Source organism: Nocardia sp. NPDC006630, assembly GCF_040611495.1.
Classification (GTDB): Bacteria; Actinomycetota; Actinomycetes; order Mycobacteriales; family Mycobacteriaceae; genus Nocardia.
The window spans coordinates 334,411-359,733 of record NZ_JBEXOK010000011.1 but is presented as its reverse complement, the minus strand read 5'-3'; the positions used below and the strand labels follow the sequence as shown (position 1 = coordinate 359,733).

Genomic DNA, 25,323 nt, shown 5'->3' with positions numbered 1-25,323 from the left:
GGCCTCTTTCGTGGTCAGGGGGCGGTGCGGGGAGTGACGTTCACGCGCATGCCGGTCGGGATGACGGCGAAATGGAAACGGTCACTGGGTGGTTCGGCATCCGGCGGCAGACTGATATCGAAATTGCGGCACACCATGCTGGTGACGCTCTTGATCTCCAGCATGGCCAGGCCGCGCCCCGGGCAGAACCGGGGACCGGAGCCGAAGGGCAGGGCGGTATCGGGCCGGTGATTGCCGGGGCCCTCCCGCAGCCAGCGGTCCGGATCGAAAGTCTGTGGTGCGCTGAAGTTCTGCGCCTGCAGCCCGGCATGCCGGACATTGACGATCACCCAGGTTCCGGCCGGGACCGCCACCCCGTCGATCGTGGTGTCCTCGATCGCCTCCATGGCGAGCAGGGGAGTGGTGGGCTGCAGTCGCATGGATTCCGCCGCGACCGCCTCCAGATACGGTTGCCGATCCAGGACGGAGGGAATCTGTGCGACCTCCTCCCGAATGCGCTGCTGCGCTGCGGGATTACCGGCCAGGTGGTAGAGCAGCCAGGCCATGGCATTGCTGGTGGTGTCCTGGCCGGCGATGAGAATCGTGAGGGCCTCGGCGAACAGCTCCGCATCGGTGAACTCGCCGCCGTCCTGTGCCAGCAGCAGGGCCTCGATGAAATTCGTGGGCTGTTCGGGGAGATTCGCACGGGCGCGGGCGATGACGGCGGTCAGATCCTGCCGCAGCGCCGCCAGCGCCCGGTCCAGGGCCCGGTCGTCGGGCAGCTTGACATAGCGCCAGTACGGGAACGGCATACCGAGTCGCCGATTGAGGATGGGGAAGATCAGCTCCAGATGGCGCTGGATCACATCGCCGGACTGCTCGATGGTGTTGATGTCGTAGTCGAAGGTCAGCTTGGCGGTGACATCGACTGTGTAGCGGGTCAATTCGGCGCGCACATCATCGGGCGAGCGGTCTTCCCAGCGTCGCCGCAGGCGGTCGGTGATGGATTCCAGGCTGGGCTGGAAGCCGCGCAGGTGGGTGGCATTGAAGGCGGGCATGGCCAGCTTGCGGCGGCGGCGCCAGGCCTCGCCCTCCAGCGAGAACAGTCCGTTGGACCCCATCTCGTCCATGACCGACTCGATGGACGACTGCCGCCGGAAGCCGCCCGGGCGGTTGCGCAGGATCTCGCGATTGAGCTCGGGATCGCTCACCACCACGATCCGCTGCCCGGCCATGCGGACCCGGTACATCAACCCGTATTCGTCACACCAGGAATCGAATTGGCGGTGCAGCCGGGCGGGTGTCAACTGCGGGAGATTGCCCAGCAGCGGCCATCCCTTGGGCCCCGGCAGATCGTCCACGGACAGCATTCGAGATGTCGATAGGGGCACGAATCGGAGCTTAACCGCGAATGGCGTGGCCCGCGAAAGATGAAGCATCGCTTTGTATTCGGTGACAAACGCAGTCGCCCGATATCGTCTCGCGAGAGTAATGTTTCGGGAATGTGACCGAAAGATACTGCACCCCTTGGAAAACCGGAAATCGACGTGGCGCGATAGGCATGGGTGTGCGCATTGGTATTTCGAACACAATCGGTGGTGCTCGAGTCTGTTCTCGGTAACAATCGGCAGATGTTCGCCCTCGCTGCCCGCCCGGGTGATTCCTCGCCCATCTTCGCCCGATTGGCACCGCGGCTCCCCGAGATCGCCGCGGGCATGTTCGACGCCGCGCTGGCGGCGGTTCCCGGCCTGGAAGACCTGCCCGAGGATCACTTCGCCGATGTCATGCCCAGTCTGCTAGGGGGTGCGATGGCCTTCATTCGTGCCCTCGAGGACGGGCGCATGGTCACCGCCGAGGAGGTCGCGCAGTACGTCACGCCGGTCGTGGAGCGGCACGCCGAGGACCGGATTCCCTTGCGCCAGCTCATGACCGGATTGTTCAGCGGGACCGGATACCTCTGGGGCGAGATCGCCCGCACGGCCGCACCGTACGAGATACCCGACGTCGCCGCGGTCGGCCAGGGGATTCTCGAGGCGCTCATGCACATCACGATCATCATCTCCGAGGTGCACTCCGGCGTGGAGCAGTCCATCTACACCGTCGAACGTGAAGCGCGCCGGGCCTTGTGCGCGGCCCTGCTGCGCGGCGCCCCCGCCGATGAGCTGGCCGCCCGGGCCGATATCGCGCTGGAGGACCGCTACGACGTCCTCACCCTGCACCTGCGTCCGGGCCCGCTGATCATGGTGGCCGACGCCATGGTCACCCGCCGCCGGATCCGGCAGTTCCAGCAGACCCTGTACTCGCTCATCGGCACGACAGCCCTCAATACCTTCGACGGCTCGGACGGAATCATCCTGCTGCCCAGCCGATCCCGTCCCACCTCCGTGGTCGGGGTCGCTCCCCTCGAGCGGCTGGCGACCAGCCTCGCCGAACAGTTCGGCGTGGATGTCTTCATCGCCGAATGTCCGGGCAGCACTCGCGCCGACTTGCCCAGGGCGGCACGGCAAACCACCGATCTCGCCGAACTGGCCCGGCTGCTGGGCCGCCACACCGGCGTCTACCGCCTCGACGATCTACTGCTGGAATATCAGCTCACCCGCCCCGGTCCCGCCCGGGACCGCCTGGCCGAGCGCATTGCCCCGATCCTGCGGCACGCCCACCTGTTCGACACCCTGGACGCCCACATCCGGCACGGCTCGGACCGCAAGGCCGCCGCCGCGGTGGTGCACGTGCACCCCAACACCTTCAGCTACCGCCTGCGCCGGGTGGCCGAACTGACCGGCCTGGACCCGAGCGATCCGCACGATTCCCGTTTGCTCGCAGCCGCTCTCACCATCCACAGCCTCTACCCCGCGCCGGAAACGCCGGATCTCGGCGAAGGGGTCTGACCGCCGCGGGCTGCTCCCTACTCCGGAGCGCGGGCCGGGAAGCGGGCGGTGAGTCCGTCGACGAAGGCGGTCAGGGCCAATTCGAAGCTCTCGGAATCGATTTCGTCGGCCCGGGCGCGGAGCAGGTGGGCTTGTTCGAGGTGGGGGTAGCGGTCGCGGTAGACCTGGACGTCGTCGACGAAGCCGCGGGAGAAGGAGCCGATGGTCGCGCCCATGACCAGGTAACGGGTGGCGGCGCCGATCATGGTGGCATCGCGCGGAGGCCAGCCCGCGCCCACCAGGCCGCCGTGCACGGCATCGGCGTGGCGGAGGTTCTCCTCGCGTTTGCCGGGACCCGCGGCGAGGTAGGGGACGAAGTTGGGGTGCGCGACCAACTCCTGGCGGTAGGAGCGGGCCCAGGACATGAGGCCGTGCTGCCAATCGCCGTGGTCGAAGGCGGAGGTGTCCACGCGGGCCATGATGCCCCCGGCGATATCGTCCAGGACATCGTCCTTGGTGGGGTAGTGGCCGTAGAGGGAGGCCGCCTGCACGCCCAGTTCGGCGGCGAGTTTGCGCATGGACAGCTCGGCGAGGCCGTCGCGGTCGATGAGGGTCAGGGCGGCGTCGCGAATGCGGTCCCGGCTCAGCAGTGGCACCCTCGGTCTCGCCATTCGACTCACCTCCCTGATTGATCACCCCGCTGACCTCGAAGTTATCACTTGATCCTTGAAAAACCGAACACCGTTAGGATAACTTCGGGTCATTAACCTAACAACGTTCGGTTAGGAGCTATGACCGATGGACTTCGAGCTCGACGAACCGCAGCGCGAACTGCGCGAGGTCGCCCGCGCCTGGGTGGACAAGGAGGTCGTCCCGTACGCCGCCGCCTGGGATCGCGCCGAATCGGTGGACCTGGCCATTGTCGGCAAGCTCGGCGCCATGGGATTTCTCGGCATCGAGATTCCCGAGGAGTACGGCGGATCCGGCGGCACCGCACTCGATTACTGCCTGCTGCTCGAGGAACTCGGGCGCGGGGACAGTTCGGTGCGCGGCATCGTCTCGGTATCGCTCGGGCTGGTCGGCAAATCGATCAAGACCTACGGCACCGAGGCGCAGCGGCGAGAATGGTTGCCGCGCTTGTGCTCCGGGCAGGCGCTGGGGTGCTTCGCGCTCACCGAGCCCGGTACCGGATCGGATGCGGGCAGTCTGATCTCCAAAGCCGTTCGGGACGGCGATGATTGGCTGCTGTCGGGTACCAAGATGTTCATCACCAATGGCACCTGGGCGGACGTCGCGCTCTTCTTCGCGCGAACCGGCGGGCCGGGGCCTCGGGGCGTCACCGCCTTCCTCGTGCCGACCGATGCGCCGGGATTCAGCCGCACCGAGATCAAGGGCAAGCTGGGGCTGCGCGGGCAGGCCACCGCCGAACTGGTGCTGGAGCAGGTGCGGGTGCCCGATTCGGCCCGGCTCGGCGACGAAGGCCAGGGGTTCAAGATCGCCATGGGCGCGCTCGACAAGGGGCGCATGGGTGTGGCCGCCGGTTGTGTCGGCGTCGCGCGCGGCTGTCTGGAAGCCGCGGTGAAATACGCTCAGGAGCGCGAGCAGTTCGGGAAGCCCATCGCCTCGTATCAGCTGGTGCAGGAGCTGCTCGCCGATATCGCCGTCGAGGTCGAGGCGGCGCGGCTGCTCGCCTGGCGGGTGGCCGATCTGGTGGAGCGCGGTAAGCCGTTCGGCACCGAGGCGTCGGTGGCCAAGCTGTTCGCCAGTGAGGCCGCGGTCAAGGCCGCCAACAATGCCATTCAGGTCTTCGGCGGCTACGGCTATATCGACGAGTACCCGGTCGCCAAGTACCTGCGTGATGCGCGCGTGCTCACGCTGTACGAGGGCACCAGCCAGATTCAGAAACTGCTCATCGGCCGCGCCCTCACTGGCGTGAACGCCATCGTCTGATTTCGATCACACTCTCGGACAAGGAGATTCGCATGACCTCGAAGGTTGCCTTCGTCACCGGCGCCGCCCGCGGAATCGGCGCCGCCACCGCGGCCCGGCTGGCCGCCGACGGATTCACCGTCGTCATTGCCGACCTCGACGAAACCGCCTGTAAGACGGCCGTCGACGCGATCGTCGCCGACGGCGGCAAGGCGATCGCGGTGGCCTGCAATGTGACCGATGAAGCGTCGGTCGATGCCGCGTTCGAACGGGTTGTGGCTGAGCTGGGTTCGGTCGACGTGCTGGTCAACAATGCCGGGGTGCTGCGGGACAATCTGCTGTTCAAGATGTCCGTCGAGGACTGGGACACCGTTATGTCGGTGCATCTGCGCGGGGCGTTCCTGTGCAGCCGGGCCGCGCAGCGGTACATGGTCAAGCAGAAGTCGGGCAAGATCGTGAACACCTCCAGTGTGTCCGCGCTGGGCAGTCGCGGGCAGGCCAATTATTCGGCCGCCAAGATGGGCATCCAGGGCTTCACCCGCACGCTCGCCATCGAACTCGGCCCGTACGGGATCAATGTGAATGCCGTTGCGCCCGGGTTCATCGTCACCGATATGACCGATGCCACCGCGGCGCGGGTCGGCGTCGATCCGGAGGAGTTCCGGACCCAGGCCGCCGCGATCACGCCGCTGCGCCGGGTCGGGCAGCCCGCGGATATCGCCAATGTGGTCTCGTTCCTCGTCTCCGAGGACGCCTCCTTCGTCACCGGGCAGACCATCTACGTCGACGGTGGCCGCAAGCTCTAGGCAGCTCCCGGGGCTGCTCCGGATCGTGATTCGAAGAGAGAAAGTGCAATGCAGAGAACAGTTTTCGACGCCGACCATGAATCCTTCCGCAAGACGGTGCGCGCCTTCATCGAATCCGAGGTCGCGCCCGTCTACGACGAATGGTTCGACGCCGGCATCGTGCCGCGCGAGTTCTATTACAAGCTGGCCGAACTCGGCATCTTCGGCATCGAGGTGCCCGAGGAATTCGGTGGCGCGGGCATCGAATCGTTCAAGTTCCAGGCCGTCATCATCGAGGAGGCCGCGCGCGCCGCGGTGTCCTTCGGCGGCTCCAGCGTGCATGTGGGTCTGTGCCTGCCGTATCTGAAGATGCTGGCCACACAGGAGCAGAAGGAACGCCTGCTGCCGGGCTTCGTGAGCGGCGAGACCATGTTCGCCATCGCCATGACCGAGCCCGGTACCGGTTCGGATCTGGCCGGAATGCGCACCACCGCAAAGCTTTCCGAGGACGGCACGCACTATGTGCTGAACGGGTCCAAGACCTTCATCACCGGCGGTGTGCTTGCCGACCGGGTGATCGTCTGCGCCCGCACCGACGCGCCTCGTGCGGAGGATCGCCGCCACGGCATCTCGCTGTTCATGGTGGACACCAAGTCGCCGGGCTACACCGTCGGGCGCAAGCTCGACAAGCTGGGCCTGAAGGTCTCCGACACCGCCGAACTCAGCTTCACGAATGTCGAAGTGCCGGTGGCGGATCTGCTCGGCGAGGAGAACAAGGGGTTCTCCTACCTCGGGCTCAATCTGCCGCAGGAACGGCTGTCCATCGCCGTCGGCGCGTACGCGCAGGCGCGGGCGGCGGTGCAGTTCGCCAAGGAATACACGCAGCAGCGCAATGTGTTCGGGCAGCCGGTCGCCAGCTTCCAGAACACCAAATTCGAGCTCGCCGCCTGCCAGGCCGAAGTCGATGCCGCCGAAGCCGTGGTGGATCGCGGGCTCGAGGCGCTCGACGCCGGGACGCTGACACCGGCGGATGCCGCCTCCGCCAAGCTGTTCTGCACCGAGGTCGCGGCCCGGGTCATCGACCGCTGCCTGCAGCTGCACGGCGGCTACGGATTCATCAACGAATACCCGATCGCGCGGCTCTACGCCGACAACCGCGTCAACCGGATCTACGGCGGCACCAGCGAAGTCATGAAGATGATCATCGCCAAGGATATGGGCCTGTAGGCCACACGCTACGAACAGCAAGAGGTCCCATGAACGCGACGCTCTCCCTGGCCAGCATTCTCGCCGAACCGGCGCGGCGGCGGCCCGATCACCTCGCCCTCATCGAAGGCGCACAACGGATCACCTTCGCCGACCTGTGGCGGCAGGCCCGCGAACAGGCCGGGGCGCTCATCGAACTCGGTGTGCGGCCGGGGGATCGAGTCGCGCTCATGGGGCCCAATACCGCTGATTTCCCGCGCGCCTACTACGCCATTCTGGCGGCGGGGGCGACCGTGGTGCCGGTACATCTGCTGCTCACCGCGGACGAGGCCGAATACGTGCTGCGGGACAGCGAAGCGTCATTGCTCATCTGTCACGACATGGTGGCTACGGTGGGCAAGGCGGCCGCCGAGCGCGCGGGGATTCCCTGCGTGAATCCGAAAGAGCTGGCTGCCGAGGCGATTCCGACATTCGTCTCGCGCAGTCCGCTCGATATCGCGGTGGTGTTCTACACCAGCGGGACCACCGGCCGGCCGAAGGGTGCGGAGCTCAGTCACCTCAATATGGTCATGTGCGCCACGGTGAACGCCTTCGACGCCAATGAGGTCAAGCGCGAGGATATCGCCCTCGGTGCGCTCCCGCTCTTCCATGTGTTCGGGCAGACCGTGTCCATGAATTCGCACTGGCGGCTGGGCGCGACACTGGTGCTGCTGCCGAGATTCGATGCGGCCGAGGCGATTCGGCTCATGAACGCCGAGAGCATCAATACCTTCCACGGGGTGCCGACCATGTACGTCGGCCTGCTGGAAGCCGCGCGCGAGGCGGAACGACTGCCGAAGCTGCGGCTGTGCATCAGCGGCGGTGCGGCCATGCCGCCGTCGGTGCTCGAGGACTTCGAGCGGGTGTTCGGCGCGCAGGTGCTGGAGGGCTACGGGCTTTCGGAGACCTCGCCGACCGCCACCGTCAACCAGCCGCTGCTCGGACCGGTCGCCGGCACCGTCGGGCATGCGGTGTGGGGCGTGGATGTCGAGATCGCCGATCCGGCGGTGCGCGATCGCATCGAACTGCTGCCGACCGGGAGTGTCGGCGAGGTCGTGGTGCGCGGGCACAATGTGTTCAGCGGGTACACCGGGCGGCCCGAGGCTACGGCGGAAGCCGTGGTGGACGGCTGGTTCCGCACCGGTGACCTCGGCGTCAAGGACGAGGGTGACTACCTGCGCATTGTGGACCGCATCAAGGAAATGATCATTCGCGGCGGATTCAACGTCTATCCGACCGAGGTCGAGGCCGCGCTGCTGCGGCATCCCAAGATCGCGCAGGTCGCGGTGATCGGGGTGCCGGACGACAATTACGGCGAGGAGATTCTGGCTGTGGTGGTGCCCGCGAAGCCTGTCACCGCCGAGGAGATCATCGAGTTCGCTCGGGAGCATGTGGCGCGCTACAAGTACCCGCGGCGGGTCGAATTTTTGACGGAACTACCCCTCGGACCCACTCATAAGATTTTGAAGCGAGAACTCAAGGAGCGGTTCGCATGATCGACTTCACTTCGTTCGACGAATTGCGGGCGGCCGTCGGGACCGAAATCGGTGTCAGCGACTGGATTCTCATCGACCAGGAGCGCATCGACCGGTTCGCCGAGGCCACCGGCGATCACCAGTGGATCCACGTCGATCCGGAACGCGCCGCCGCCGGACCCTACGGGCGCACCATCGCACACGGCTTCCTGACCCTGTCCCTGGTGGTCCCCATGAGCGCACAGGTGATGCAGGCCAGCTTCGTGCGCATGGCAATCAACTACGGACTCAACAAGGTTCGCTTCATCACCCCGGTCCCGGTCGGCAGTCGCATCCGCGGCCGCTTCACCCTGAACTCCATCACCGATATCCCGGGCGGCGTCCAGGGCGAACGCACGGTCACCATCGAGCTCGAGGGCGAACCCAAACCCGCCTGCGTGGCAGAAAGCATCGCCCGCTACCTGGTGTGACGGCATCGAGGCTGAAGGCCCGTCCCCGGAATAGGGACGGGCCTTCAGCTTTCGAGCTCGAAGCTACTTGCCTATCCCGAAGGGCTGGGCCGACAGTGGGGAGTCGTCCGGGGTCATGGTCGCGACCACGGCGATGCCCGCGGAACGGAAGTTGCTGAGGGCGCGGGCGATATGGTCGGCGGAGGTGATCAGGATGGCCGCGTGTGCGCCGATCGCCTGCATGAGCTGGGCCGAGAACGCCGCGTTCTGCACGGTCGAATTCGCATGGGTCTCACTGTGAATGCGCTGCGGGGTGATGCCGCGCTGCGCCAGCCAGTCCGCCATGGCCTGGGCCTCGGTGACGCCGTTCTGCGGATTGCCGCCGGTGACGATCACCGGGGAATCGGGGGACAGCAGCGCCGAGACGTACCCGGCGTAGAGGCGGTTCACCAGCTCCGGGCGCATCGAACCATCGGGCAGCAGGCCGTAACCGAGCACCACGATGGCGGTGGCCGGGCTGAACATGGCGGGCAGTTCCAGGCCGGGGAGGTCCACGCCGGGCATCACCGTGGTGACCGAATGGAGAACGGCGAGCGCGCCCTGCGAGATGGACGCCGCCGGATCCACCGGTGCGGCGGCGGGTTCGGCATGCGCCGTGGCGACAGCGGCGGCGACCGCGACGACCGTGGCACCCGTGAGCAGGGTGCGCACAGCGAGACGCGCGGTATTTCGGGAGAGGTGGCGGAAAACCGGAACAGCCGGTAGCAGATCGAACATCGGAAACCCCCTGGGCAGCCACGCTAGCGACTACTAGTCGGTTCACATTTTCGATCCATGATCACCCGAAAATTACTGCCCGGTACACGATTCGGCGAAATCAAGATCCGCACGCCCCCGACCTGCGGCGACCCGGATCGTCCGGTCAGGCGAAGGCGTCGCGGTGTGCCGCACACCACTGCGCGAAGGTGCGGGGCGGGCGGCCGAGCAGCGCGGTGACGGTATCGGTGCGCAGTCCGACTGTGTCGGAGCGCATTTGGGTGAAGGACTCCAGGATCGCGGCGGCCAGGGCCGGTGGGGCGCCGTTCGGGAAGCGAGCCCGGATGGCCTCCTCCGGGGTGCTGGTGCCGCGAATCTCGAGTGTGCGGCCGAGGATTCGCGCAAGGATCGCGACCTGCTCTGCGCAGGTGAGGGATTCGGCGCCGGTCAGGGCATGGATGGCGGGCCGGTGGTCCGGCTCGGTCAGGGCGCGGGCCGCCACCGCGGCGATATCGGCCGGGTCGATCGGGGCGAAGCGACCCGGGCCGGTCGGGTCGAGAATCGGTTCGCCCGCGCGGATGGCGGGGGCCCATTCGAGGGCATTGCTCATGAGGCCGCCCGGTCGCACGATGGTTGCCGGAATGCCGCTGACCAGGACGAGTTCCTCGCGTTCGCGGTGCCAGCGGCCCATGGGGGGAACGGGATCGCCGGCGGCGTGGAAGGAGGACAGCAGGACGATGCGGCGGACGCCGGCCTGCTGTGCGGACTTCACCGCGTGGCGGGTGTGGTCGATGCCGACGCCGGGGACCAGCAGGAACAGGGCGGTGACGCCGTCCAGGGCCCCGGTGAGGGCGGCCGGATCGTCGAGATCGCCGACGTATCGCTGCGCCGGTGCCGGGAGGTCGCGGGCGCGGGCCGGATCGCGTACCAGAATGCGGTATTCGACTCCGGCGGTGGCCAGTTCGCGGGTGAGTTCGCGGCCGATGTTTCCGGTCGCACCTGTCAGAAGTATCATGAACGCTCCAAGTCGTTAGCCGTCTATCGAATAACGCTAGACGGCTAACGATCTCTGGTCAATAGTTGTCCGCCGACCCCGGAGGCCTGATGTCCGACTTCCTCGATCTCCATGGCAGCACCTCGAAAGTCCTGCGCGCCTTGGCCGATCGCGATATGCGCCGCCTCGGGCTGCACCTCGGGCAGAACCACCTGCTGGCCGCGCTCTGGGAGCAGGACGGGCGCACACCGGGGGAGATGGCCGCCGCGCTGAACGTCAGCACCCCCACCGTTGTCAAAGCCGCCACCCGCATGACCGCCGCCGGCCTGCTCGTCCGCCGCCCCGACGACCGCGACAACCGCCTCGTCCGCCTCTGGCTCACCGATAAGGGCCGCGACCTCCAGAAACCCGTCGAAGCCGACCGAAAAGCCCTGGAGGACAAAGTCACTGCCGCCCTGACTCCCACCGAACGCAAACACCTCATGTCCGCCCTCGCCAAAATCCACCACACCGCCACCGACCTTCTCGGCACCCCCGTCGACCACGCTTCTCTCCCGGACTGACCGCCCGCACCCAACAGCGCGTGTCTCTGCTGGACAGCCCTTGTCGGCGTTACCCGGCATCGTGACGGGTTGTGCGGTCGGCGCGGGCGATGGTTGGCACGCGACTGCGTGTGCTGGGCACCGAACAGCGCGTGTCTGGCTGGACAGTGCTCGGTGGCGCTGTGGGGTGCTGATGCGGGTTGTGCGGTCGGGGGTCGGGGGGATTCGAGGGGTGATCACCTAGAGTTGGGCGCATGATTACCGCGATCGTGCTGATCTTTGCCGAGTCCGATCGGATTCCGGAGACTGCGCAGGAACTAGCCGATATCGACGGGGTTGCCGAGGTGTACTCGTGCGCCGGGGATGTGGATCTGATCGCGGTGGTGCGGGTGCGCGACCATGAGCAGATCGCGGAGGTGGTGACCGGGCGGATCAACAAGACGGCCGGGGTGGAGCGCACCACCACGCACATCGCGTTCAAGTCCTATTCGCGTGCGGATGTGGAGCAGGGCTTCTCCATCGGCGAATAGCCTTCGGCCGGCGTGTGGTCAGTTCGCGAGGACTGCGGCGCCGAGGGGAGAGGCGTGGCGGCCGGGCTCGATGACGCGGGTGACGCCGCCTCGGCAACCCGGCAGCAGATAGACGCGGACCGCCTGATCGGTGTTGTTGGTGACCGCCAGGCGTCGCGGCACCTTGCGAACGGTGAGGCATCCGTTGAGGTCGCCGTAATCGCGGTCATCGACGGTCAGCATGCCCTGTGCCGTGGTCCGGACTATCGGGGTGACCGGATGCGCGGCGCTCACCGGCACACCGCCGAGGAGGGCACCGCCGACGGCGGCTACCGCGATCGCGAGAATGCCTCGCCGCCAAGAGATTCCGTGCTGCGCGGGGCCCGCCATCAGGGTGCGGGGGTCGGGGAGCCGGGCAGGTTCCGCGGCGATCTCGCCGAGGCTGTGTTCACCGGTGCGGCCGTCACGAGCACCGCAGCCGAGAGCCCGGATATCGCATATCCGTACCGCTTCATGCCGCACATCCTCACTGGGTCCGTACGGCGATCGCCCGCACCCTAGCGGAGAACCGCCTGCTCAACGCCGAAACTGTAACGCCGCCGCTGGTGCATCACCAGCAAACAACACACCTTTGGCGCCTGCGAACTCGTGTGAAAAGCGACAATTCGGTCTTTTTCAGTGCTTTGACCGATTGCGAAGGGATCGTCCGGCCGCGATCAGTCCGAACCGAGCTCATTGGTCACTGCCACCCAGCGATCGAGCAGCGACGCGGCGGCGCCGCTGTCGACGGCGGCGGAAACCCGCTCCAGCGCAACGGCCAGTCGTGCGTGCAGGTCCTCCTCGGCGTTCGCGGCCGTGAGCTCGTAGGCGACCACCGCGGCGGCCGAATTCACCAGTACCGCATCACGAACCGGGCCGAGATCACCGGCGAACATATTGCGGGCGATCACCGCGTTCATGGTCGCGTCGCCACCCTTGAGGGCCGCCGGATCGACGCGCTCGATGCCGAGTTTGGTTGGGTCGATGGTGGTTTCGTACCGCTGACCGCCCGCGACGACCCACACATCGGTGGTATCGGCCGTGGTGATCTCGTCCAGCCCGTCATTGCCGCGCACCACCAGCGCCGAGGCGCCGCGATCGGCGAACACGCCCGCGATGACCGGCAGCAGATCCGCGAAGGCGCAGCCGATGAGACCGGCCGTCGGCTGTGCCGGATTGGTCAGCGGGCCCAGGATATTGAAGACCGTCGGAATGCCGATCTCACCGCGCGCCTGACTGGCGTAGCGCAGCGCCGGATGGAAGACCGGTGCGAAGCAGAAGCCGATACCGGCCTCGCGCACCGAGGCCGCGACCGAGGCCGGGCCCAGGGCGATCTTCACGCCCAGCGCCTCCAGCACATCCGCGCCGCCGCTCTTGGAGGACGCCGCGCGATTGCCGTGCTTCACCACGGGAATCCCGGTGGCCGCCACCACGATCGAGGACATGGTGGAGATGTTCACCGTGCCGGAGCGGTCACCGCCGGTGCCGACGATATCGACCGCCGTGCCCTCGAACGGAATCCGGCGCGCGTGCGCGAGCATGCCCGCGGCCAGGCCGCCCAGTTCGGCGGAGGTGGGGCCCTTCATCTTCAGGGCCACGCCGAAGGCCGCGATCTGCGCGGAGGTGGCGCTATCGGTGAAGATCTCGTTCAGCGCCCAGGTGGCCTCCTCAGCGGAGAGGTCATTGCCGTCGGTGAGGATGCCGAGGATTTCTCGCCAGCTGCGCGCGCTCATGGCTGCCAAGCCTAGTGCGCGGGGGCTATTTCTTTTCTCCCGGTGGCTGCAGGGCATCCCAGCCCAGGGCCACACCGTCATGGCGGTGCGCGAGCGCGACCATGCGGGCGTGGTCCTGGGCGCAGTGCATGGCATCGAGCACCCGCACGCGCTGCAGGATCAGCGTCTCGGCATCGGCCTGCGAAACGGTTTCATAGCCTTCCTGCTCGGCAATGATTTGCACCGCATTCACCCGCTCTGCGGGAAGTCGCAGGTGGTGCCGCAAAACCACAGGTTGGTCGGCAGTCCAGTTCTCCGCGCGGCCCAAAACAGCCGAACATGCTTCCGCGTCATCGAAACTCGACGCCACCACCACCAGGTCGCCGCGCCCGGTATCGAGTTGCGCGGGCCCGGCGCGCCGAAAGCGCCGCAGCCACCGTGACTTCGCGTTCATTTCACCTTCCAAAAGTGGCTCAGCTTCCTCTTACCTGCACAATCTAGGCTGCTCCATGACACGCCGAGCCCCTGTCGAGAGGGTCGCTCGCCCTGCGGTTTCCGACACGTACGACGAAGTTTCGTACCCCGCTACTCCTGTCGTACTACGACAAGTCATACTTACCGGCGTGACGACCGCAGTAGGGACCCCAGGATCGGCCATTACCCAGCGAGTGCATTCGCTGAACCGGCCCAACATGGTCAGCGTCGGTACCATCATCTGGCTGTCGAGCGAGTTGATGTTCTTCGCCGGCCTGTTCGCTATGTACTTTGTCGCCCGCGCGCAGGCACACGGCAAATGGCCGATGGAGCCGACCGAGCTGAACCTCAAGCTCGCCGTGCCGGTGACCGCCGTCCTGGTCGCTTCGTCTTTCACCTGCCAGATGGGCGTCTTCGCGGCTGAGCGCGGCGACGTGTTCGGCCTGCGCCGCTGGTACACCGTCACCCTGATCATGGGCGCGATGTTCGTCGCCGGTCAGGGCTACGAGTACACCAACCTGGTTCGTGAAGGCACCACCATCTCCAGCACCGTGTACGGCTCGGTCTTCTACATCACGACCGGCTTCCACGGCCTGCACGTCATCGGCGGTCTCATCGCCTTCGTCTTCCTGCTGATCCGTACCTCGCTGAGTAAGTTCACCCCGGCGCAGGCCACGGCAGCGATCGTTGTCTCGTACTACTGGCACTTCGTCGACATCGTCTGGATCGGCCTCTTCGCCACGATCTACTTCATCCGCTAGCGCGGTTGAGCTCCACGGCAACGCCCGCCGTAGGCAAGAAACTTCTGTACAAGTCGGTTCCGTCTACTCCAAAGGGACACAGATGAGTTCATCTCCCCCGTCAGCGCCAGATCCGAGCCTCGCATCGGGTTCGGGCGAGGCCACCAAGACGCGTAAGCAGCGCCGCTTGCGCCGGCGTATCGCCGGCGGTCTGGTTCTTCTGATGGGCCTCGTCGGAGCCGGCTTCGCGGCATCGGCCCTGACGCCGACGGCTCAGGTCGCCACGGCGAACGAAGACCAGTCCGCGCTGATCCGCGAGGGCAAGCAGATCTACGACACCTCCTGCGTCACCTGTCACGGTGCCAATCTGCAGGGTGTCCAGGATCGCGGCCCCGCCCTGATCGGCGTCGGCGAGGCAGCGGTGTACTTCCAGGTCTCCTCCGGACGTATGCCAGCGGCCCGCAACGAAGCGCAGATCGTGCGCAAGCCCGAGAAGTTCGACGCACACCAGACCGACGCCCTCGGCGCCTACATCCAGGCCAATGGCGGCGGTCCGACCGTGGTGCGCGACGCCAACGGCGAGGTCGCACAGGATTCCCTCACCGCCGGAGCCGATCTCGGCCGCGGTGGCGAGCTCTTCCGCATGAACTGCGCCTCCTGCCACAACTTCACCGGCAAGGGCGGCGCGCTGTCCTCCGGTAAGTTCGCGCCGCCGCTGGACAAGGCGACCAATCAGCAGATCTACCTGGCCATGCTCACCGGCCCGCAGAACATGCCCAAGTTCTCCGACCGGCAGCTGACGCCGGAGGAGAAGAAGGACATCGTCGGGTACATCACCGATCGCATGCGGACCCCGTCGGAGGCCGGATACGGCCTCGGCGGCTTCGGTCCCGCGACCGAGGGTCTGGTCATGTGGATCGTCGGCATCGTGGCGCTGGTCGGATCGGCGATGTGGATCGGATCCCGATCATGAGCGAACAGGAGCGAAACAGCATGGGGGACAACCCCACCGGGGAACCGACGGATGAGCAGCTCGACGCGATGTCGCGTGACGAGCTCGTCGAACTCGGTACCAAGCTCGACGGCGTCGACGTGGCCTACCGCGCACCGCGCTGGCCCGTCCCCGGCACCCGCGCCGAGAAGCGCGCCGAGCGCCAGGTGGCGCTGTGGTTCGCCATCTCCGGCATCGCGGCGGCCGCGCTCATCGGCGTATTCCTCTTCTGGCCCTGGCAGTACAAGGGCCGCGGCGAAGACGGCAATGCCGCCTACACGCTGACCACCCCGCTGTACGGCCTCACCCTGGGCATCTCGGTGCTGGCCATCGGCGTGGCCGTGGTGCTCATCCGCAAGAAGTTCATCCCGGCCGAGATCTCGATCCAGGACCGCCACGACGGCCGCTCCTCCGAGGTCAACCGCCGCACCCTGGGCGCGCAGCTGTCCGACGCGGTGGAAACCTCCACGCTCGGCCGCCGCAAGCTCATCACCCGCACCGCGGGTGCGGGCGCGGGCCTGCTCGGCATCGGCGCGCTGTTCGTCTTCGCCGGCGGCATGATCAAGAACCCGTGGGCCAAGGGCGACAAGTCGCCGCTGTGGGTCTCCGGCTGGACCCCGGACTACCCGGGCCAGACCGTCTACCTGCGCCGCGACACCGGCCGCCCCAGCGACATCGTGCTGGTGAAGCCGGAGGATCTCGACGCCGGCGCCATGGAAACCGTCTTCCCCTGGAAGGAAGAATGGCGTGGCGACGAGGAGGAGACGCTGCAGTCGCTGCGTGGAATCCGCAACGCGGTCATGCTGATTCGCCTGCGCACCAAGGACTCCGAGTCCGCCATCAAGCGCAAGGGCCAGGAAAGCTTCAACTACGGCGACTACTGGGCCTACTCGAAGATCTGCACCCACCTCGGTTGCCCCACCTCGCTTTTCGAGCAGCAGGACAACAAGATCCTGTGCCCCTGCCACCAGTCGCAGTTCTCTGCGGTCGAATGGGGTAAGCCGATCTTCGGTCCCGCCGCCCGCGCGCTGCCGCAGCTGGCGATCACCGTCAACTCCGAGGGCTACCTGGTCGCCGCGCACGACTTCATCGAGCCCCTCGGACCGGCCTACTGGGAGCGTCGTTCATGAGCCAAGTTGATGAACTCGACGAGCGGTACCACGCTGCCGCGTTCGTAAAGCGATCGATCAACAAGGTCTTCCCGACCCACTGGTCGTTCCTGCTCGGTGAGATCGCGCTGTACGCCTTCATCATCCTGCTGCTGTCGGGTATCTACCTGACGCTGTACTTCGACCCGTCCATGAGCGAGACCGTCTACAACGGCTCTTACCAGCCGTTGCGCGGTGTCTCCATGTCGCGGGCCTACGAGACCGCGCTGAACATCTCCTTCGAGGTGCGCGGCGGTCTGTTCGTGCGCCAGGTGCACCACTGGGCGGCGCTGCTGTTCGCGGCGTCGATCATCATCCACCTGTTCCGCATCTTCTTCACCGGCGCTTTCCGCAAGCCGCGTGAGGCCAACTGGGTCATCGGCTCGCTGCTGCTCATCCTGGCCATGTTCGAAGGCTTCTTCGGCTACTCGCTTCCCGACGACCTGCTCTCCGGAACCGGTCTGCGCGCGGCGTTCGGTGGCATCACCATGGGTGTTCCGGTCATCGGCACCTGGATGCACTGGCTGATCTTCGGCGGCGACTTCCCGGGCGACATCATCATCCCGCGCCTGTACATCGCGCACGTGCTGCTGATCCCGGGCATTCTGCTGGCGCTCATCGCGGCGCACGTCGCGCTGGTCTGGTACCAGAAGCACACGCAGTTCCCCGGGCCGGGCCGCAAGGAAACCAATGTCGTCGGCGCGCGCATCGTGCCGGTGTTCGCCGCGGACCAGGGCGCGTTCTTCGCCTTCACCCTCGGCATCGTCGCGATCATGGCGGGCGTGTTCCAGATCAACCCGATCTGGAACCTGGGTCCCTACAACCCGTCTCAGGTCTCCGCGGGTTCGCAGCCGGACTTCTACATGATGTGGACCGACGGCATGGCGCGTCTCATGCCGCCGTGGGAGCTCTACTTCTGGGGCCACACCGTGCCGGCCGCGTTCTGGGTCGCGCTGATCATGGGCCTGGTCTTCACCGTCCTGGTCATGTACCCGTGGATCGAGAAGCGGCTCACCGGCGACACCGTGCGCCACAACCTGCTGCAGCGTCCGCGCGATGTGCCGGTTCGTACCGCCATCGGCGCCATGTCCATCGCCTTCTACCTGGTGCTGACCCTGGCGTGTGTCAATGACATCATCGCGCTGAAGTTCAACATCTCGCTGAACGCGACGACGTGGATCTTCCGCATCGGCCTGCTGGTGGCGCCGCCGCTGGCGTACTTCGCGGCCTACCGCCTGTGCCTCGGCCTGCAGCGCAGTGACCGCGACGTGCTCGAGCACGGCATCGAAACCGGTGTCATCAAGCGCCTGCCGCACGGTGAGTACATCGAGGTGCACCAGCCGCTCGGACCGGTCGATTCGCACGGCCACGCCATTCCGCTGGAGTACCAGGGCGCCACGGTGCCCAAGAAGATGGTCAAGCTCGGCTCCGCCGGCAAGCCCGGCACCGGCTCCTTCCTGTTCGCCGACCCGCACCAGCAGCAGCTGGACAATGTCGCGAACGCGCACAAGGAAGAGCACGAGATGCTCAAGGCCCTCGCGAGCCATCAGGAGAACGTCGACAGCGGCGTGCACGACAGCCACTGAGACACCCCGCTGTAAAGGGAAGGCCCCGAGTCGAATTCGACTCGGGGCCTTCCCCGTTCCCGGGGCAATGAAACGCGGCGTGGCCGCTCGGCCGAAGCGCCTGGTATGCAGCGGTATTCGGAGGCCCGGCCGACCTATTCTCGCGATGGGCGGCAGGACTGACGTATCCGGATGCGGAGGCTGCGCTCGTTTCCGGTGCTGCTGGTGCCGCTTGTCGTCGCCGGATAATTTTGCGCCGCCGGGAGTTTGGCCGTGCTTGGCGGCTGCCGACGCGCTGCTCGTCGCGGCGTTGCGCACCCGGCTGGACACCGATGGCCAGGACGTGATCATTCCGCTGCTGCGGTTGATGGGACGTGCACACGGGCCGCGCGGGTGGGTTCGAGTTGGCCGGCCGGTGCTTCCTGGCTGCTTATGCCGTCACTCTCGGTGAGGTGTATCTGGCGATCGTGCTTCGGTAGTCGCGAGGCATGCGGCGGCTTCGGCGCGCTCCATCCAGGCGAGCCAGGCGCCTGCGCCGAGGCGGGGCTCGTGGTAGCCGTCGGTGGTGCGGACTATGCGGGTGCCGGGTTGTTCCAGCCAGCGGACGAGGAGGCCGGCTTCCTCGGGGAGGGCGCCGTGTAGCGGGGGATAGGCGGGGTCGTCGGAGGCGACCGGAGTGGTGGTCGCTTCGGCATCCAGGTCGGCCGCTGGTGGGGTGCCGGGAGTTGGCGTGGGGGTGCGGGTTCGGGGTGGGGGATTCAGGCGGGGTGGGATGACGGTTTCGGCGGCGGCGGCGAGGTGGTCGACGGTGAGCATGGGGGAGACGCCGCGGGGGGCGTTGCCGGCGGAGGCCAGGCGGCCGTGGCGGATGACGGCGAATTGCCAGCCGCCGGCGCCGTCGGGGTGGGCGGCGATCAGTTCGGGGATGCGGGTGAGGGCGGCCAGGCGCTGGGTGCGGCGGAGGGCTCGGACCACGGTGACGGTGCGGTCGCGGAGGCGGGCGGCGGCTTCGAAATGCTCTGCGGCGGAGTGGGTTTCGATCTTCGACTCGATCGCGTGCAGGATGTCGTCGCTGCGGCCGGAGAAGAGTGCGCGCACCGCCTCGGGGGCTTGCGCGTACTCCTCTATATATAGGGGTCTGTTTTCGGCGGTCGCGGGGCAGCCGCCGACAACGGCGGGCGGGCAATCGTGGTGGCCCGAGCGCGGGATGCGGGCGGTGCAGGTGCGCAGGCGGGAATTCTCCGCGACGGTGACGCCGACCTCGACCGCGCCGGCGCGGGAGGTGAACGGGCCCAGGGCATCCCGGGTGGGAGTGCGGGAGACGGCGAAGCGGGGGAAGGGCTCCTCGGTCAGGGTGAGCCACCAGGCGCGCTGCGGGAATTTGGACCGGCGGTTGTAGGGCGGGGTGTGCGCGAGCAGCAGGCGGAGCTCGCGCACACCCGCCTCCAGACCGTGCGCGCACTCGACATGATCGACGCGCGTGGCCAATTGGACCATCTCGCGCATCCGCGGACGGGTGTCGGAACCGGTGAAGTAGTTGCGGACACGGCGGCGAAGATTCACCGCGGTTCCTATATAGAGGACTTCATCCGACGGGCCACGGAAGAGATACACGCCGGGGGTGGCCGGAAGATCCGTGGCGAGTGTCCGTTTGGAACGCTGGCGGCGCGTCACCTCCGGCAGATAGTCGAGCAGCTCGGTGAGGCTGTGCACGCCCTGATTGCCGACGCGGGCGATGAGCGCGTGCAGCACATCCACGGTGGCGCGCGCATCGTCCAGCGCGCGGTGGGTCGGCCGGGTCTGCGCCCCGAGCAGTTCCGCGAGCAGTGAGAGCCGCACCGAGGGCGCTTCATCGCGCCCGAGCACCCGCCGGGCCAGCTGCACCGTGCACAGCACCTGGAAGGCGGGCCAGGGGATATCGCTGCGGGCCGCCGCCGCGCGCAGGAACCCGGTATCGAAGCGGGCATTGTGCGCGACCAGGACGGTCCCGCGCGCGAACTCCAGGAATCCGGGCAGCACCGATTCGATGCGCGGCGCATCCACCACCATCGCGGTGGTGATCCCGGTGATCTGCACGATCTGCGGCGGAATCGCGTAGCCGGGGTTCACCAGCGTGGCGAACTCGCCCAGGACCTCCCCACCGCGAATCTTCACCGCCCCGATCTCGGTGATCGCGTCGCCCTCGGGGCTGGTCCCGGTGGTTTCCAGGTCGACCACCACGAACGTCGTGTCATAGAGCGGTGTTTCGAGCTCATCGAAGGCCAGCTGTCCGGACACGATCCGCAGCGTAGAGCGTGGGTCCGACAGGTTGGGCCACTCCCGGGCCGCCGGGTGAATCGGGGGCGTGTCGCGCAACGGGTAGCGCCGCGATTCGAGGAAGAATGGACCGAGATCTGATCGAGATTCTCGAGATGAAATCCCCGAATTGCACGAATATGTCAAAATGTGGTCAGGGTCACATTGATTCATAAAGTGGATCAATTCGGACGACGGACAAGATCATCTCCGGTCGCCATCTCGGGCGTGCTGCCGAAGTAGGTGTCACCTTGTGGCCAAATGCAAGTCCGCCGGTCAGGGCCTGGTCGGACAAGGCGCCTCTGAACTGGTGTTATATCGAATCGCCCCTGGAAGAGGGGGCTGTGCTCGGCTGCTTCCTACTGGCCGGTAGCTATCCGGACGCTCCCGGCAAAAGCGGCGCTGTTATCGTTTCGTGATTGCTGTGACATTCGTCGCAGCGAAATGCTGCCGCGTAACAATTTCGAGCCATCCGCCGTTGGGCCGGACTTTACAAAGCACCGTTATCGGCTCGTAATCTTCCTGAGACCTCGCGGAGTCCGACCCACCAAACCGGTGCGGCGTCGCGGGGCAGATTGGAAGTACCTCACCATGGCGACCAAGACCGTCAAGCGGGCCCTCACGGCCGGTGCCGTCGGCGCTGCCACGCTGAGTGCGCTGCTGCTGCCCGCCACTCCCGCATCGGCGCAGCCGGTGTCCATTCCCGGTATCGGCAACTTCGACGTGCCGGACCAGATTCAGCTTCCCGCCGGCATTCCCGGCGTTCCGGAGTCCATCCCGGTGCAGCTGCCGCCCATCCCCGGCGTTGTGCTCCCGGGTGTGCCCGCCCCCGCCGCCCCGCAGGCCAACCCGCGTCAGCAGGTCGTGGACGCCGCCATGAGCCGCATCGGCGACCCGTACGTGTACGGCGCCACCGGCCCGGACGCCTTCGACTGCTCCGGTCTGGTGCAGTGGTCGTACGCGCAGGCCGGAATCGATGTGCCGCGCACCAGCTACGAGCAGCTCAATACCGGCGCCCCGATCTCCGAGGGCGACCTGCAGCCCGGCGACGTGGTGTCCTTCTACGGCGGCAGCCACTCCGGCATCTACGTCGGCGACGGCAATGTCGTGCACGCCTCCACCGCCGGCCAGCCGGTCAAGGTCGCGCCGATCTCCTCGATGCCGTTCGCGGGCGCCCGACGAATCTGAAACGGATCTGAGCGATACAACCGCAGGTCACCGACCTGCGCGCGAGACGGCGACCGTAATGAATTCGTGGCCTGCTGGACACGAGCGGTCGCCGTTTCGTAACCTTATCGAGACCTTCCTTTCCAGCTCGGGGTAAGAGAACGGGAAACGGCCGACGGTGGCAGTGCAGCAGCGGAATCAGAGCACGACGATTCTCAGAACGAAGCAACTGGTGGGTGCGACGCTCACGGCGGGCGCACTCCTGGTCTGTACCTGCGGCGTAGGACCCGCGACGGCCGATCCGGTCGCTGCACCGGCATCGGCCGGGGAAGCGGTGCAGCGCCTGATCGACCTGTCGCATCAGTCCGAACAGCTCAATCAGCAGGCGCTGAACGCACAGTCCGATCTCGACGCCAAGGTCGCGGCCGCCGATGCCGCCGATGCCAAGGCCGATATCGCCGAGGGCGCCCTGAACGCCGCGCGGATCGAGATCCAGAGCTATCAGCCGGTGATCGACCGCGCCGCCAGTTCGGCCCTGCTCGGCAGTCGCACCAACCGGCTCACGGCCATGCTCGTCAGCAGTTCGCCGCAGCAACTTCTGGACCAGATGTCCATTGTGGATCTGGTCGGCGCGCGCACGAATGATCAACTGGGCCAATTCCAGAAGGTCAGCGATGCGGCCAAGGTCGCCGAAACCGCCGCCCGCAGCGCCGCCGATATCGCGCGCGCCGCCAGCGCCCAGGCCGATGCCGTACGCACCGACCTCGAGACCAAGCGGGCATCGCTGCAGGGTTCCATGGCGAGCGTCATCGCCGCCTGGGGTCAGCTCTCGGCCAGCGATCGCTCCGCGCTCGCCGGATCCGCGTTCCCGCCCGGATTCGATCGGGACAGCCTGCTGCGCGGGCTCGTTCCCGGCAGTGGCACCAGTGCGCTCGCCGCCGGGCTCACCCGCATCGGCTTTCCTTATGTATGGGGCGCAACCGGTCCCGAGCAGTTCGACTGCTCCGGACTCGTGCAGTGGGCGTTCCATCAGGTCGGCAAGGATGTCCCGCGCACCAGTCAGCAGCAGTCCACGTACGGCACGCCCGTCGACGAGAAGGACCTGCAGCCCGGCGACGTCGTCTTCTTCTACTCTGATATCTCGCATGTCGGCATCTACGCGGGCAACGGCCTGATGCTGCACGCCTCCACATTCGGTGTCCCGGTAGCGGTGGCGCCGATGGGATCCTCGCCATTCCATTCGGCGCGCCGGTTCTGACACTCACCCCGAGGTGGTTATGAGCGCACTGCGGCAGGTTCGCGGCTGGCTGTCGGCCAAGCGCCGTTTCCAGTTCTGCCTGACCCTGGTGATGGTGACCGGATTGACCGCGGCCTGCGGCGCGCTGCTCATGCTGCCCAATTCGGTGCTCCCCAAGCTGCGCGCGGTGGTTCCGGGCGCCGACACCCTGGTGGCATCGGATCCGCAGGTGCCGGGGGTGAAGCGGATCATGGACTCCTACGGCAGTGTGATCGCCGCACCGGTGACAACCGGGTCCGGCAAGGTCGGGGTGGTACTCGGTCATCCGGCGCACAGCGGCGATATGGATGTGCTCTCCGGTGAGCTCGCGGCGGCGACGGTCGCGGTCAGTTCGCTCTGGGGTTCGGACTGGTCCCAGGCCCCGGTCGTCGTAGTCGCTTCCAGCCCAGCCGAATTCGCGGCGCTCACCCATGCCACCGGTGACGTGCCCGCCTCCGTGGCGGCCTCCACGGTGTCCGATGTCTTTCGCCCGGGTACCGCGCCCACCGGTCAGCGTGTGGTTTTCGGCCCGGAGGCCGCCGGCCGGCTCGGGGCCGACGGGCTGCGCTCGGTGCTGCGGCACGAGCTCACCCATGTGGCCACCCGCGCGGTGACGGTCGATGGTTCCCCGCTGTGGATGCTCGAGGGTTTCGCCGAATACTCCGCGCATCGGGGGATGCACACTCCCGTCGCCGAGATCGCGCCCACGCTGACCGCGCGCGCCCGCTCCGGCAATATCCCCGCGGATCTGCCCTCGGATGCGATCTTCGCACCCGCCAGCGCCGATGCGGCCGTCGCCTACGAACAGGCCTGGTCCGCCTGCGCTTTCATTGCCGATCAGTACGGTGAGCCCCAATTGCTCTCGCTCTACCGGCAATTGGCGAGCGGGCCGAAGGATCAAGCCGCCGTGGAGGCGATCTTCCGGGGCACGCTGGCCACCGCCTATCCGGACTTCCTCGCGCGCTGGCACTCCTGGATCAGCACCCGAACCGCCGAAGGCGCCTGATCTCCGACACGCATGCCGCAGGGGTGCGAGGTTTCAGGCTGGGGGGAGCGCCGCGCGCCGGTGCAGTAGGTTGAGGGCATGGGGCGAACGCTGCTGGTTACCAATGATTTCCCGCCACGACCGGGAGGTATCCAGTCCTACGTGCATGCGCTGGCCATGCAGTTGCCCCCCGATGAACTGGTGGTCTACGCCCCGCGCTGGAAGGGCGACAGTCACTGGAAGTTCGATGCGGATCAGCCTTTTCAGGTGGTGCGTCATCCCACCACCCTGATGCTGCCCACCCCCCTGGTGGCGCGCCGCGCGAGCAAGCTGATGCGTGATGAGCAGTGCGATCGGGTGTGGTTCGGGGCGGCCGCGCCGCTGGCGCTCATGTCACCGGTGCTGCGCCGGGCCGGCGCCGAGCGCATTGTGGCCTCCACACACGGGCACGAGGTCGGCTGGTCCATGCTGCCCGGTGCGCGGCAGGCGCTGCGGGCCATCGGCGAGAACACCGATGTCATCACCTATGTCAGCAAGTACACGCGCCGCCGGTTCTCCGCGGCGTTCGGACCGCGCGCCGCGCTCGAATATCTGCCGCCCGCCGTCGACTCCGAGGTCTTCAAGCCCGATCCGGCCGCCCGCGCGGAATTGCGCGCCCGCTACGGCCTGGGCGAGCGGCCCACCATTCTGTGCCTGTCGAGGCTGGTTCCCCGCAAGGGGCAGGACGCACTCATTGTGGCCATGAAGAACATTCGCGACCGCATCGACGGCGCGGTCCTGGTCATCGCGGGCGGCGGCCCCTACGAGGAGAAGCTGCACGCTCTCGCGGAAGCCCTGGGCGTTTCGGACGATGTGGTGTTCACCGGCCGCGTCCCCGCTGCGGAACTGGCCGCGCACCACACCATTGCCGATGTCTTCGCCATGCCGTGCCGCACCCGCGGTCTCGGCCTGGATGTGGAGGGTCTGGGCATTGTGTTCCTGGAGGCCTCCGCCACCGGTGTTCCGGTGGTGGCGGGCAATTCGGGCGGTGCGCCGGAGACGGTTCGCGAGGGCGAGACCGGCCGCGTGGTCGACGGTCGCTCCACCGACTCCATTGCCGACGCCATTGTCGATATCCTTTCCGATCCCGATGCCGCCGCCCGCATGGGCGCGGCCGGGCGCGCCTGGGTGCAGCAGCAGTGGCGCTGGGATCGAATGGGCGCCCGCCTACGCGAATTGCTGGATCCACCAGTGCATTCGATGCCCGCCGCCGGTCTGAACTGAGTCGCCCCCGCCGTCCCAACCCAGGTCGCCCGGTTGGGTCGAACCTCGGTCACCTGGTTGGTCGAACCCCGGTCACCTGGTTGGTCGAACCCCGGTCACCCCGTTGCCCGAACCCCGGTCACCCCGTTGGTCCAACCT

General features: G+C 67.0%; 24 protein-coding genes. 16 read left to right on the top strand and 8 right to left on the bottom strand.

All coding sequences use genetic code 11. From position 1 onward, the window contains the following. Positions 1-14: 14 nt before the first annotated feature. Positions 15-1,370 carry a cytochrome P450 gene (locus ABZX86_RS32205; RefSeq protein WP_355128874.1) on the bottom strand — a complete coding sequence of 452 codons (1,356 nt, stop codon included), beginning with the start codon at positions 1,368-1,370 and terminating at the stop codon, positions 15-17. Positions 1,371-1,610: 240 nt separating this feature from the next. Here ABZX86_RS32205 and ABZX86_RS32200 point away from each other — a divergent pair, with 240 nt between their 5' ends. Next, complete coding sequence (locus ABZX86_RS32200; protein WP_355128872.1) at positions 1,611-2,867, top strand: helix-turn-helix domain-containing protein; 1,257 nt, start codon at positions 1,611-1,613, stop codon at positions 2,865-2,867. A 17-nt stretch (positions 2,868-2,884) separates the two neighbouring features. Here the strand turns inward: ABZX86_RS32200 and ABZX86_RS32195 are convergent, their stop codons facing one another. Next, the gene (locus ABZX86_RS32195) at positions 2,885-3,517 is read right to left on the bottom strand and encodes a TetR/AcrR family transcriptional regulator C-terminal domain-containing protein (RefSeq protein WP_355128870.1); all 633 of its coding nucleotides are present in this window, start codon (positions 3,515-3,517) and stop codon (positions 2,885-2,887) included. 127 nt (positions 3,518-3,644) lie between these two features. Here ABZX86_RS32195 and ABZX86_RS32190 point away from each other — a divergent pair, with 127 nt between their 5' ends. Genes ABZX86_RS32190 through ABZX86_RS32170 form a run of 5 tightly spaced genes read left to right on the top strand, consistent with a single transcriptional unit; the run spans position 3,645 to position 8,750 of the window. Then, the gene (locus ABZX86_RS32190) at positions 3,645-4,796 is read left to right on the top strand and encodes an acyl-CoA dehydrogenase family protein (RefSeq protein WP_355128868.1); all 1,152 of its coding nucleotides are present in this window, start codon (positions 3,645-3,647) and stop codon (positions 4,794-4,796) included. 32 nt (positions 4,797-4,828) lie between these two features. Beyond that, positions 4,829-5,581, top strand: a complete 753-nt coding sequence (gene fabG, locus ABZX86_RS32185) for a 3-oxoacyl-ACP reductase FabG (RefSeq protein ID WP_355128866.1) — start codon at positions 4,829-4,831, stop codon at positions 5,579-5,581. Between the two features lie 48 nt (positions 5,582-5,629). Continuing rightward, positions 5,630-6,787: an acyl-CoA dehydrogenase family protein gene (locus ABZX86_RS32180; protein WP_327141009.1), complete on the top strand. Its 1,158-nt coding sequence runs from the start codon at positions 5,630-5,632 to the stop codon at positions 6,785-6,787. A gap of 29 nt (positions 6,788-6,816) precedes the next feature. Continuing rightward, positions 6,817-8,301, top strand: a complete 1,485-nt coding sequence (locus ABZX86_RS32175) for a long-chain fatty acid--CoA ligase (protein WP_355128863.1) — start codon at positions 6,817-6,819, stop codon at positions 8,299-8,301. Continuing rightward, positions 8,298-8,750, top strand: coding sequence for a MaoC family dehydratase (locus tag ABZX86_RS32170; protein ID WP_355128861.1), 453 nt, complete (start codon positions 8,298-8,300; stop codon positions 8,748-8,750). The genes ABZX86_RS32175 and ABZX86_RS32170 overlap by 4 nt, the downstream gene beginning before the upstream one ends. A gap of 63 nt (positions 8,751-8,813) precedes the next feature. On the opposite strand, the gene ABZX86_RS32165 is transcribed toward ABZX86_RS32170, so the two are convergent. Beyond that, a complete protein-coding gene (locus ABZX86_RS32165) occupies positions 8,814-9,506 on the bottom strand; it encodes a YdcF family protein (RefSeq protein ID WP_355128859.1) in 693 nt (230 codons plus the stop codon). Positions 9,507-9,651: 145 nt separating this feature from the next. Further along, positions 9,652-10,500 carry an NAD(P)H-binding protein gene (locus ABZX86_RS32160; RefSeq protein ID WP_355128857.1) on the bottom strand — a complete coding sequence of 283 codons (849 nt, stop codon included), beginning with the start codon at positions 10,498-10,500 and terminating at the stop codon, positions 9,652-9,654. Positions 10,501-10,589: 89 nt separating this feature from the next. On the opposite strand from ABZX86_RS32160, the gene ABZX86_RS32155 reads away from it, so the two are divergent. Together ABZX86_RS32155 and ABZX86_RS32150 are read left to right on the top strand one after the other, a co-directional pair. Beyond that, entirely contained in the window at positions 10,590-11,042 is a 453-nt protein-coding gene (locus ABZX86_RS32155; protein ID WP_355128855.1) for a MarR family winged helix-turn-helix transcriptional regulator, read from the top strand. Between the two features lie 233 nt (positions 11,043-11,275). Further along, positions 11,276-11,551 carry an Lrp/AsnC ligand binding domain-containing protein gene (locus ABZX86_RS32150; protein WP_297609004.1) on the top strand — a complete coding sequence of 92 codons (276 nt, stop codon included), beginning with the start codon at positions 11,276-11,278 and terminating at the stop codon, positions 11,549-11,551. An 18-nt stretch (positions 11,552-11,569) separates the two neighbouring features. Here ABZX86_RS32150 and ABZX86_RS32145 read toward each other — a convergent pair whose 3' ends face one another. The 3 genes from ABZX86_RS32145 to ABZX86_RS32135 form a co-directional block, all read right to left on the bottom strand. Next, positions 11,570-12,052 (bottom strand): hypothetical protein, encoded by a 483-nt coding sequence (locus tag ABZX86_RS32145; RefSeq protein ID WP_355128853.1) that lies wholly within the window; start codon positions 12,050-12,052, stop codon positions 11,570-11,572. A 194-nt stretch (positions 12,053-12,246) separates the two neighbouring features. Further along, complete coding sequence (trpD, locus tag ABZX86_RS32140) at positions 12,247-13,302, bottom strand: anthranilate phosphoribosyltransferase (RefSeq protein ID WP_355128851.1); 1,056 nt, start codon at positions 13,300-13,302, stop codon at positions 12,247-12,249. Between the two features lie 25 nt (positions 13,303-13,327). Next, a complete protein-coding gene (locus ABZX86_RS32135; RefSeq protein ID WP_355128849.1) occupies positions 13,328-13,747 on the bottom strand; it encodes a hypothetical protein in 420 nt (139 codons plus the stop codon). A gap of 157 nt (positions 13,748-13,904) precedes the next feature. On the opposite strand from ABZX86_RS32135, the gene ABZX86_RS32130 reads away from it, so the two are divergent. The 4 genes from ABZX86_RS32130 (at position 13,905) to ABZX86_RS32115 (ending at position 18,220) form a co-directional block, all read left to right on the top strand. Next, positions 13,905-14,516, top strand: a complete 612-nt coding sequence (locus ABZX86_RS32130; protein WP_327141000.1) for a heme-copper oxidase subunit III — start codon at positions 13,905-13,907, stop codon at positions 14,514-14,516. 82 nt (positions 14,517-14,598) lie between these two features. Then, positions 14,599-15,468: a cytochrome c gene (locus ABZX86_RS32125; RefSeq protein ID WP_327140999.1), complete on the top strand. Its 870-nt coding sequence runs from the start codon at positions 14,599-14,601 to the stop codon at positions 15,466-15,468. Then, entirely contained in the window at positions 15,465-16,616 is a 1,152-nt protein-coding gene (locus ABZX86_RS32120; protein ID WP_355128846.1) for a ubiquinol-cytochrome c reductase iron-sulfur subunit, read from the top strand. Before ABZX86_RS32125 ends, ABZX86_RS32120 begins: the two co-directional genes overlap by 4 nt. Next, positions 16,613-18,220, top strand: coding sequence for a cytochrome bc complex cytochrome b subunit (locus tag ABZX86_RS32115; RefSeq protein ID WP_355128844.1), 1,608 nt, complete (start codon positions 16,613-16,615; stop codon positions 18,218-18,220). The genes ABZX86_RS32120 and ABZX86_RS32115 overlap by 4 nt, the downstream gene beginning before the upstream one ends. Positions 18,221-18,637: 417 nt before the next feature. On the opposite strand, the gene ABZX86_RS32110 is transcribed toward ABZX86_RS32115, so the two are convergent. Next, on the bottom strand, positions 18,638-20,476 hold the full coding sequence (locus ABZX86_RS32110) for a DEDD exonuclease domain-containing protein (protein ID WP_355128842.1): 1,839 nt from the start codon (positions 20,474-20,476) through the stop codon (positions 18,638-18,640). Positions 20,477-21,085: 609 nt separating this feature from the next. On the opposite strand from ABZX86_RS32110, the gene ABZX86_RS32105 reads away from it, so the two are divergent. From ABZX86_RS32105 to ABZX86_RS32090, 4 genes are all read left to right on the top strand, one after another. Continuing rightward, entirely contained in the window at positions 21,086-21,682 is a 597-nt protein-coding gene (locus tag ABZX86_RS32105) for a C40 family peptidase (protein ID WP_355128840.1), read from the top strand. 211 nt (positions 21,683-21,893) lie between these two features. After that, positions 21,894-22,919 carry an NlpC/P60 family protein gene (locus tag ABZX86_RS32100; RefSeq protein ID WP_355128838.1) on the top strand — a complete coding sequence of 342 codons (1,026 nt, stop codon included), beginning with the start codon at positions 21,894-21,896 and terminating at the stop codon, positions 22,917-22,919. Positions 22,920-22,938: 19 nt separating this feature from the next. Then, entirely contained in the window at positions 22,939-23,943 is a 1,005-nt protein-coding gene (locus ABZX86_RS32095) for a hypothetical protein (RefSeq protein WP_355128836.1), read from the top strand. Positions 23,944-24,021: 78 nt separating this feature from the next. Continuing rightward, positions 24,022-25,185 (top strand): glycosyltransferase family 4 protein, encoded by a 1,164-nt coding sequence (locus ABZX86_RS32090; protein WP_355128834.1) that lies wholly within the window; start codon positions 24,022-24,024, stop codon positions 25,183-25,185. The last annotated feature ends 138 nt before the right edge of the window (positions 25,186-25,323 follow it).

What these genes read in the sequence shown, in the direction of transcription:
- ABZX86_RS32095 (WP_355128836.1), top strand. Translation starts at nt 22,939, where the DNA reads ATGAGCGCACTGCGGCAGGTTCGCGGCTGGCTGTCGGCCAAGCGCCGT.
- ABZX86_RS32165 (WP_355128859.1), bottom strand. Translation starts at nt 9,506, where the DNA reads ATGTTCGATCTGCTACCGGCTGTTCCGGTTTTCCGCCACCTCTCCCGA.
- ABZX86_RS32150 (WP_297609004.1), top strand. Translation starts at nt 11,276, where the DNA reads ATGATTACCGCGATCGTGCTGATCTTTGCCGAGTCCGATCGGATTCCG.
- ABZX86_RS32115 (WP_355128844.1), top strand. Translation starts at nt 16,613, where the DNA reads ATGAGCCAAGTTGATGAACTCGACGAGCGGTACCACGCTGCCGCGTTC.
- ABZX86_RS32105 (WP_355128840.1), top strand. Translation starts at nt 21,086, where the DNA reads ATGGCGACCAAGACCGTCAAGCGGGCCCTCACGGCCGGTGCCGTCGGC.
- ABZX86_RS32190 (WP_355128868.1), top strand. Translation starts at nt 3,645, where the DNA reads ATGGACTTCGAGCTCGACGAACCGCAGCGCGAACTGCGCGAGGTCGCC.
- fabG (WP_355128866.1), top strand. Translation starts at nt 4,829, where the DNA reads ATGACCTCGAAGGTTGCCTTCGTCACCGGCGCCGCCCGCGGAATCGGC.
- trpD (WP_355128851.1), bottom strand. Translation starts at nt 13,302, where the DNA reads ATGAGCGCGCGCAGCTGGCGAGAAATCCTCGGCATCCTCACCGACGGC.
- ABZX86_RS32200 (WP_355128872.1), top strand. Translation starts at nt 1,611, where the DNA reads ATGTTCGCCCTCGCTGCCCGCCCGGGTGATTCCTCGCCCATCTTCGCC.
- ABZX86_RS32160 (WP_355128857.1), bottom strand. Translation starts at nt 10,500, where the DNA reads ATGATACTTCTGACAGGTGCGACCGGAAACATCGGCCGCGAACTCACC.
- ABZX86_RS32120 (WP_355128846.1), top strand. Translation starts at nt 15,465, where the DNA reads ATGAGCGAACAGGAGCGAAACAGCATGGGGGACAACCCCACCGGGGAA.
- ABZX86_RS32155 (WP_355128855.1), top strand. Translation starts at nt 10,590, where the DNA reads ATGTCCGACTTCCTCGATCTCCATGGCAGCACCTCGAAAGTCCTGCGC.
- ABZX86_RS32125 (WP_327140999.1), top strand. Translation starts at nt 14,599, where the DNA reads ATGAGTTCATCTCCCCCGTCAGCGCCAGATCCGAGCCTCGCATCGGGT.
- ABZX86_RS32180 (WP_327141009.1), top strand. Translation starts at nt 5,630, where the DNA reads ATGCAGAGAACAGTTTTCGACGCCGACCATGAATCCTTCCGCAAGACG.
- ABZX86_RS32175 (WP_355128863.1), top strand. Translation starts at nt 6,817, where the DNA reads ATGAACGCGACGCTCTCCCTGGCCAGCATTCTCGCCGAACCGGCGCGG.
- ABZX86_RS32170 (WP_355128861.1), top strand. Translation starts at nt 8,298, where the DNA reads ATGATCGACTTCACTTCGTTCGACGAATTGCGGGCGGCCGTCGGGACC.
- ABZX86_RS32195 (WP_355128870.1), bottom strand. Translation starts at nt 3,517, where the DNA reads ATGGCGAGACCGAGGGTGCCACTGCTGAGCCGGGACCGCATTCGCGAC.
- ABZX86_RS32090 (WP_355128834.1), top strand. Translation starts at nt 24,022, where the DNA reads ATGGGGCGAACGCTGCTGGTTACCAATGATTTCCCGCCACGACCGGGA.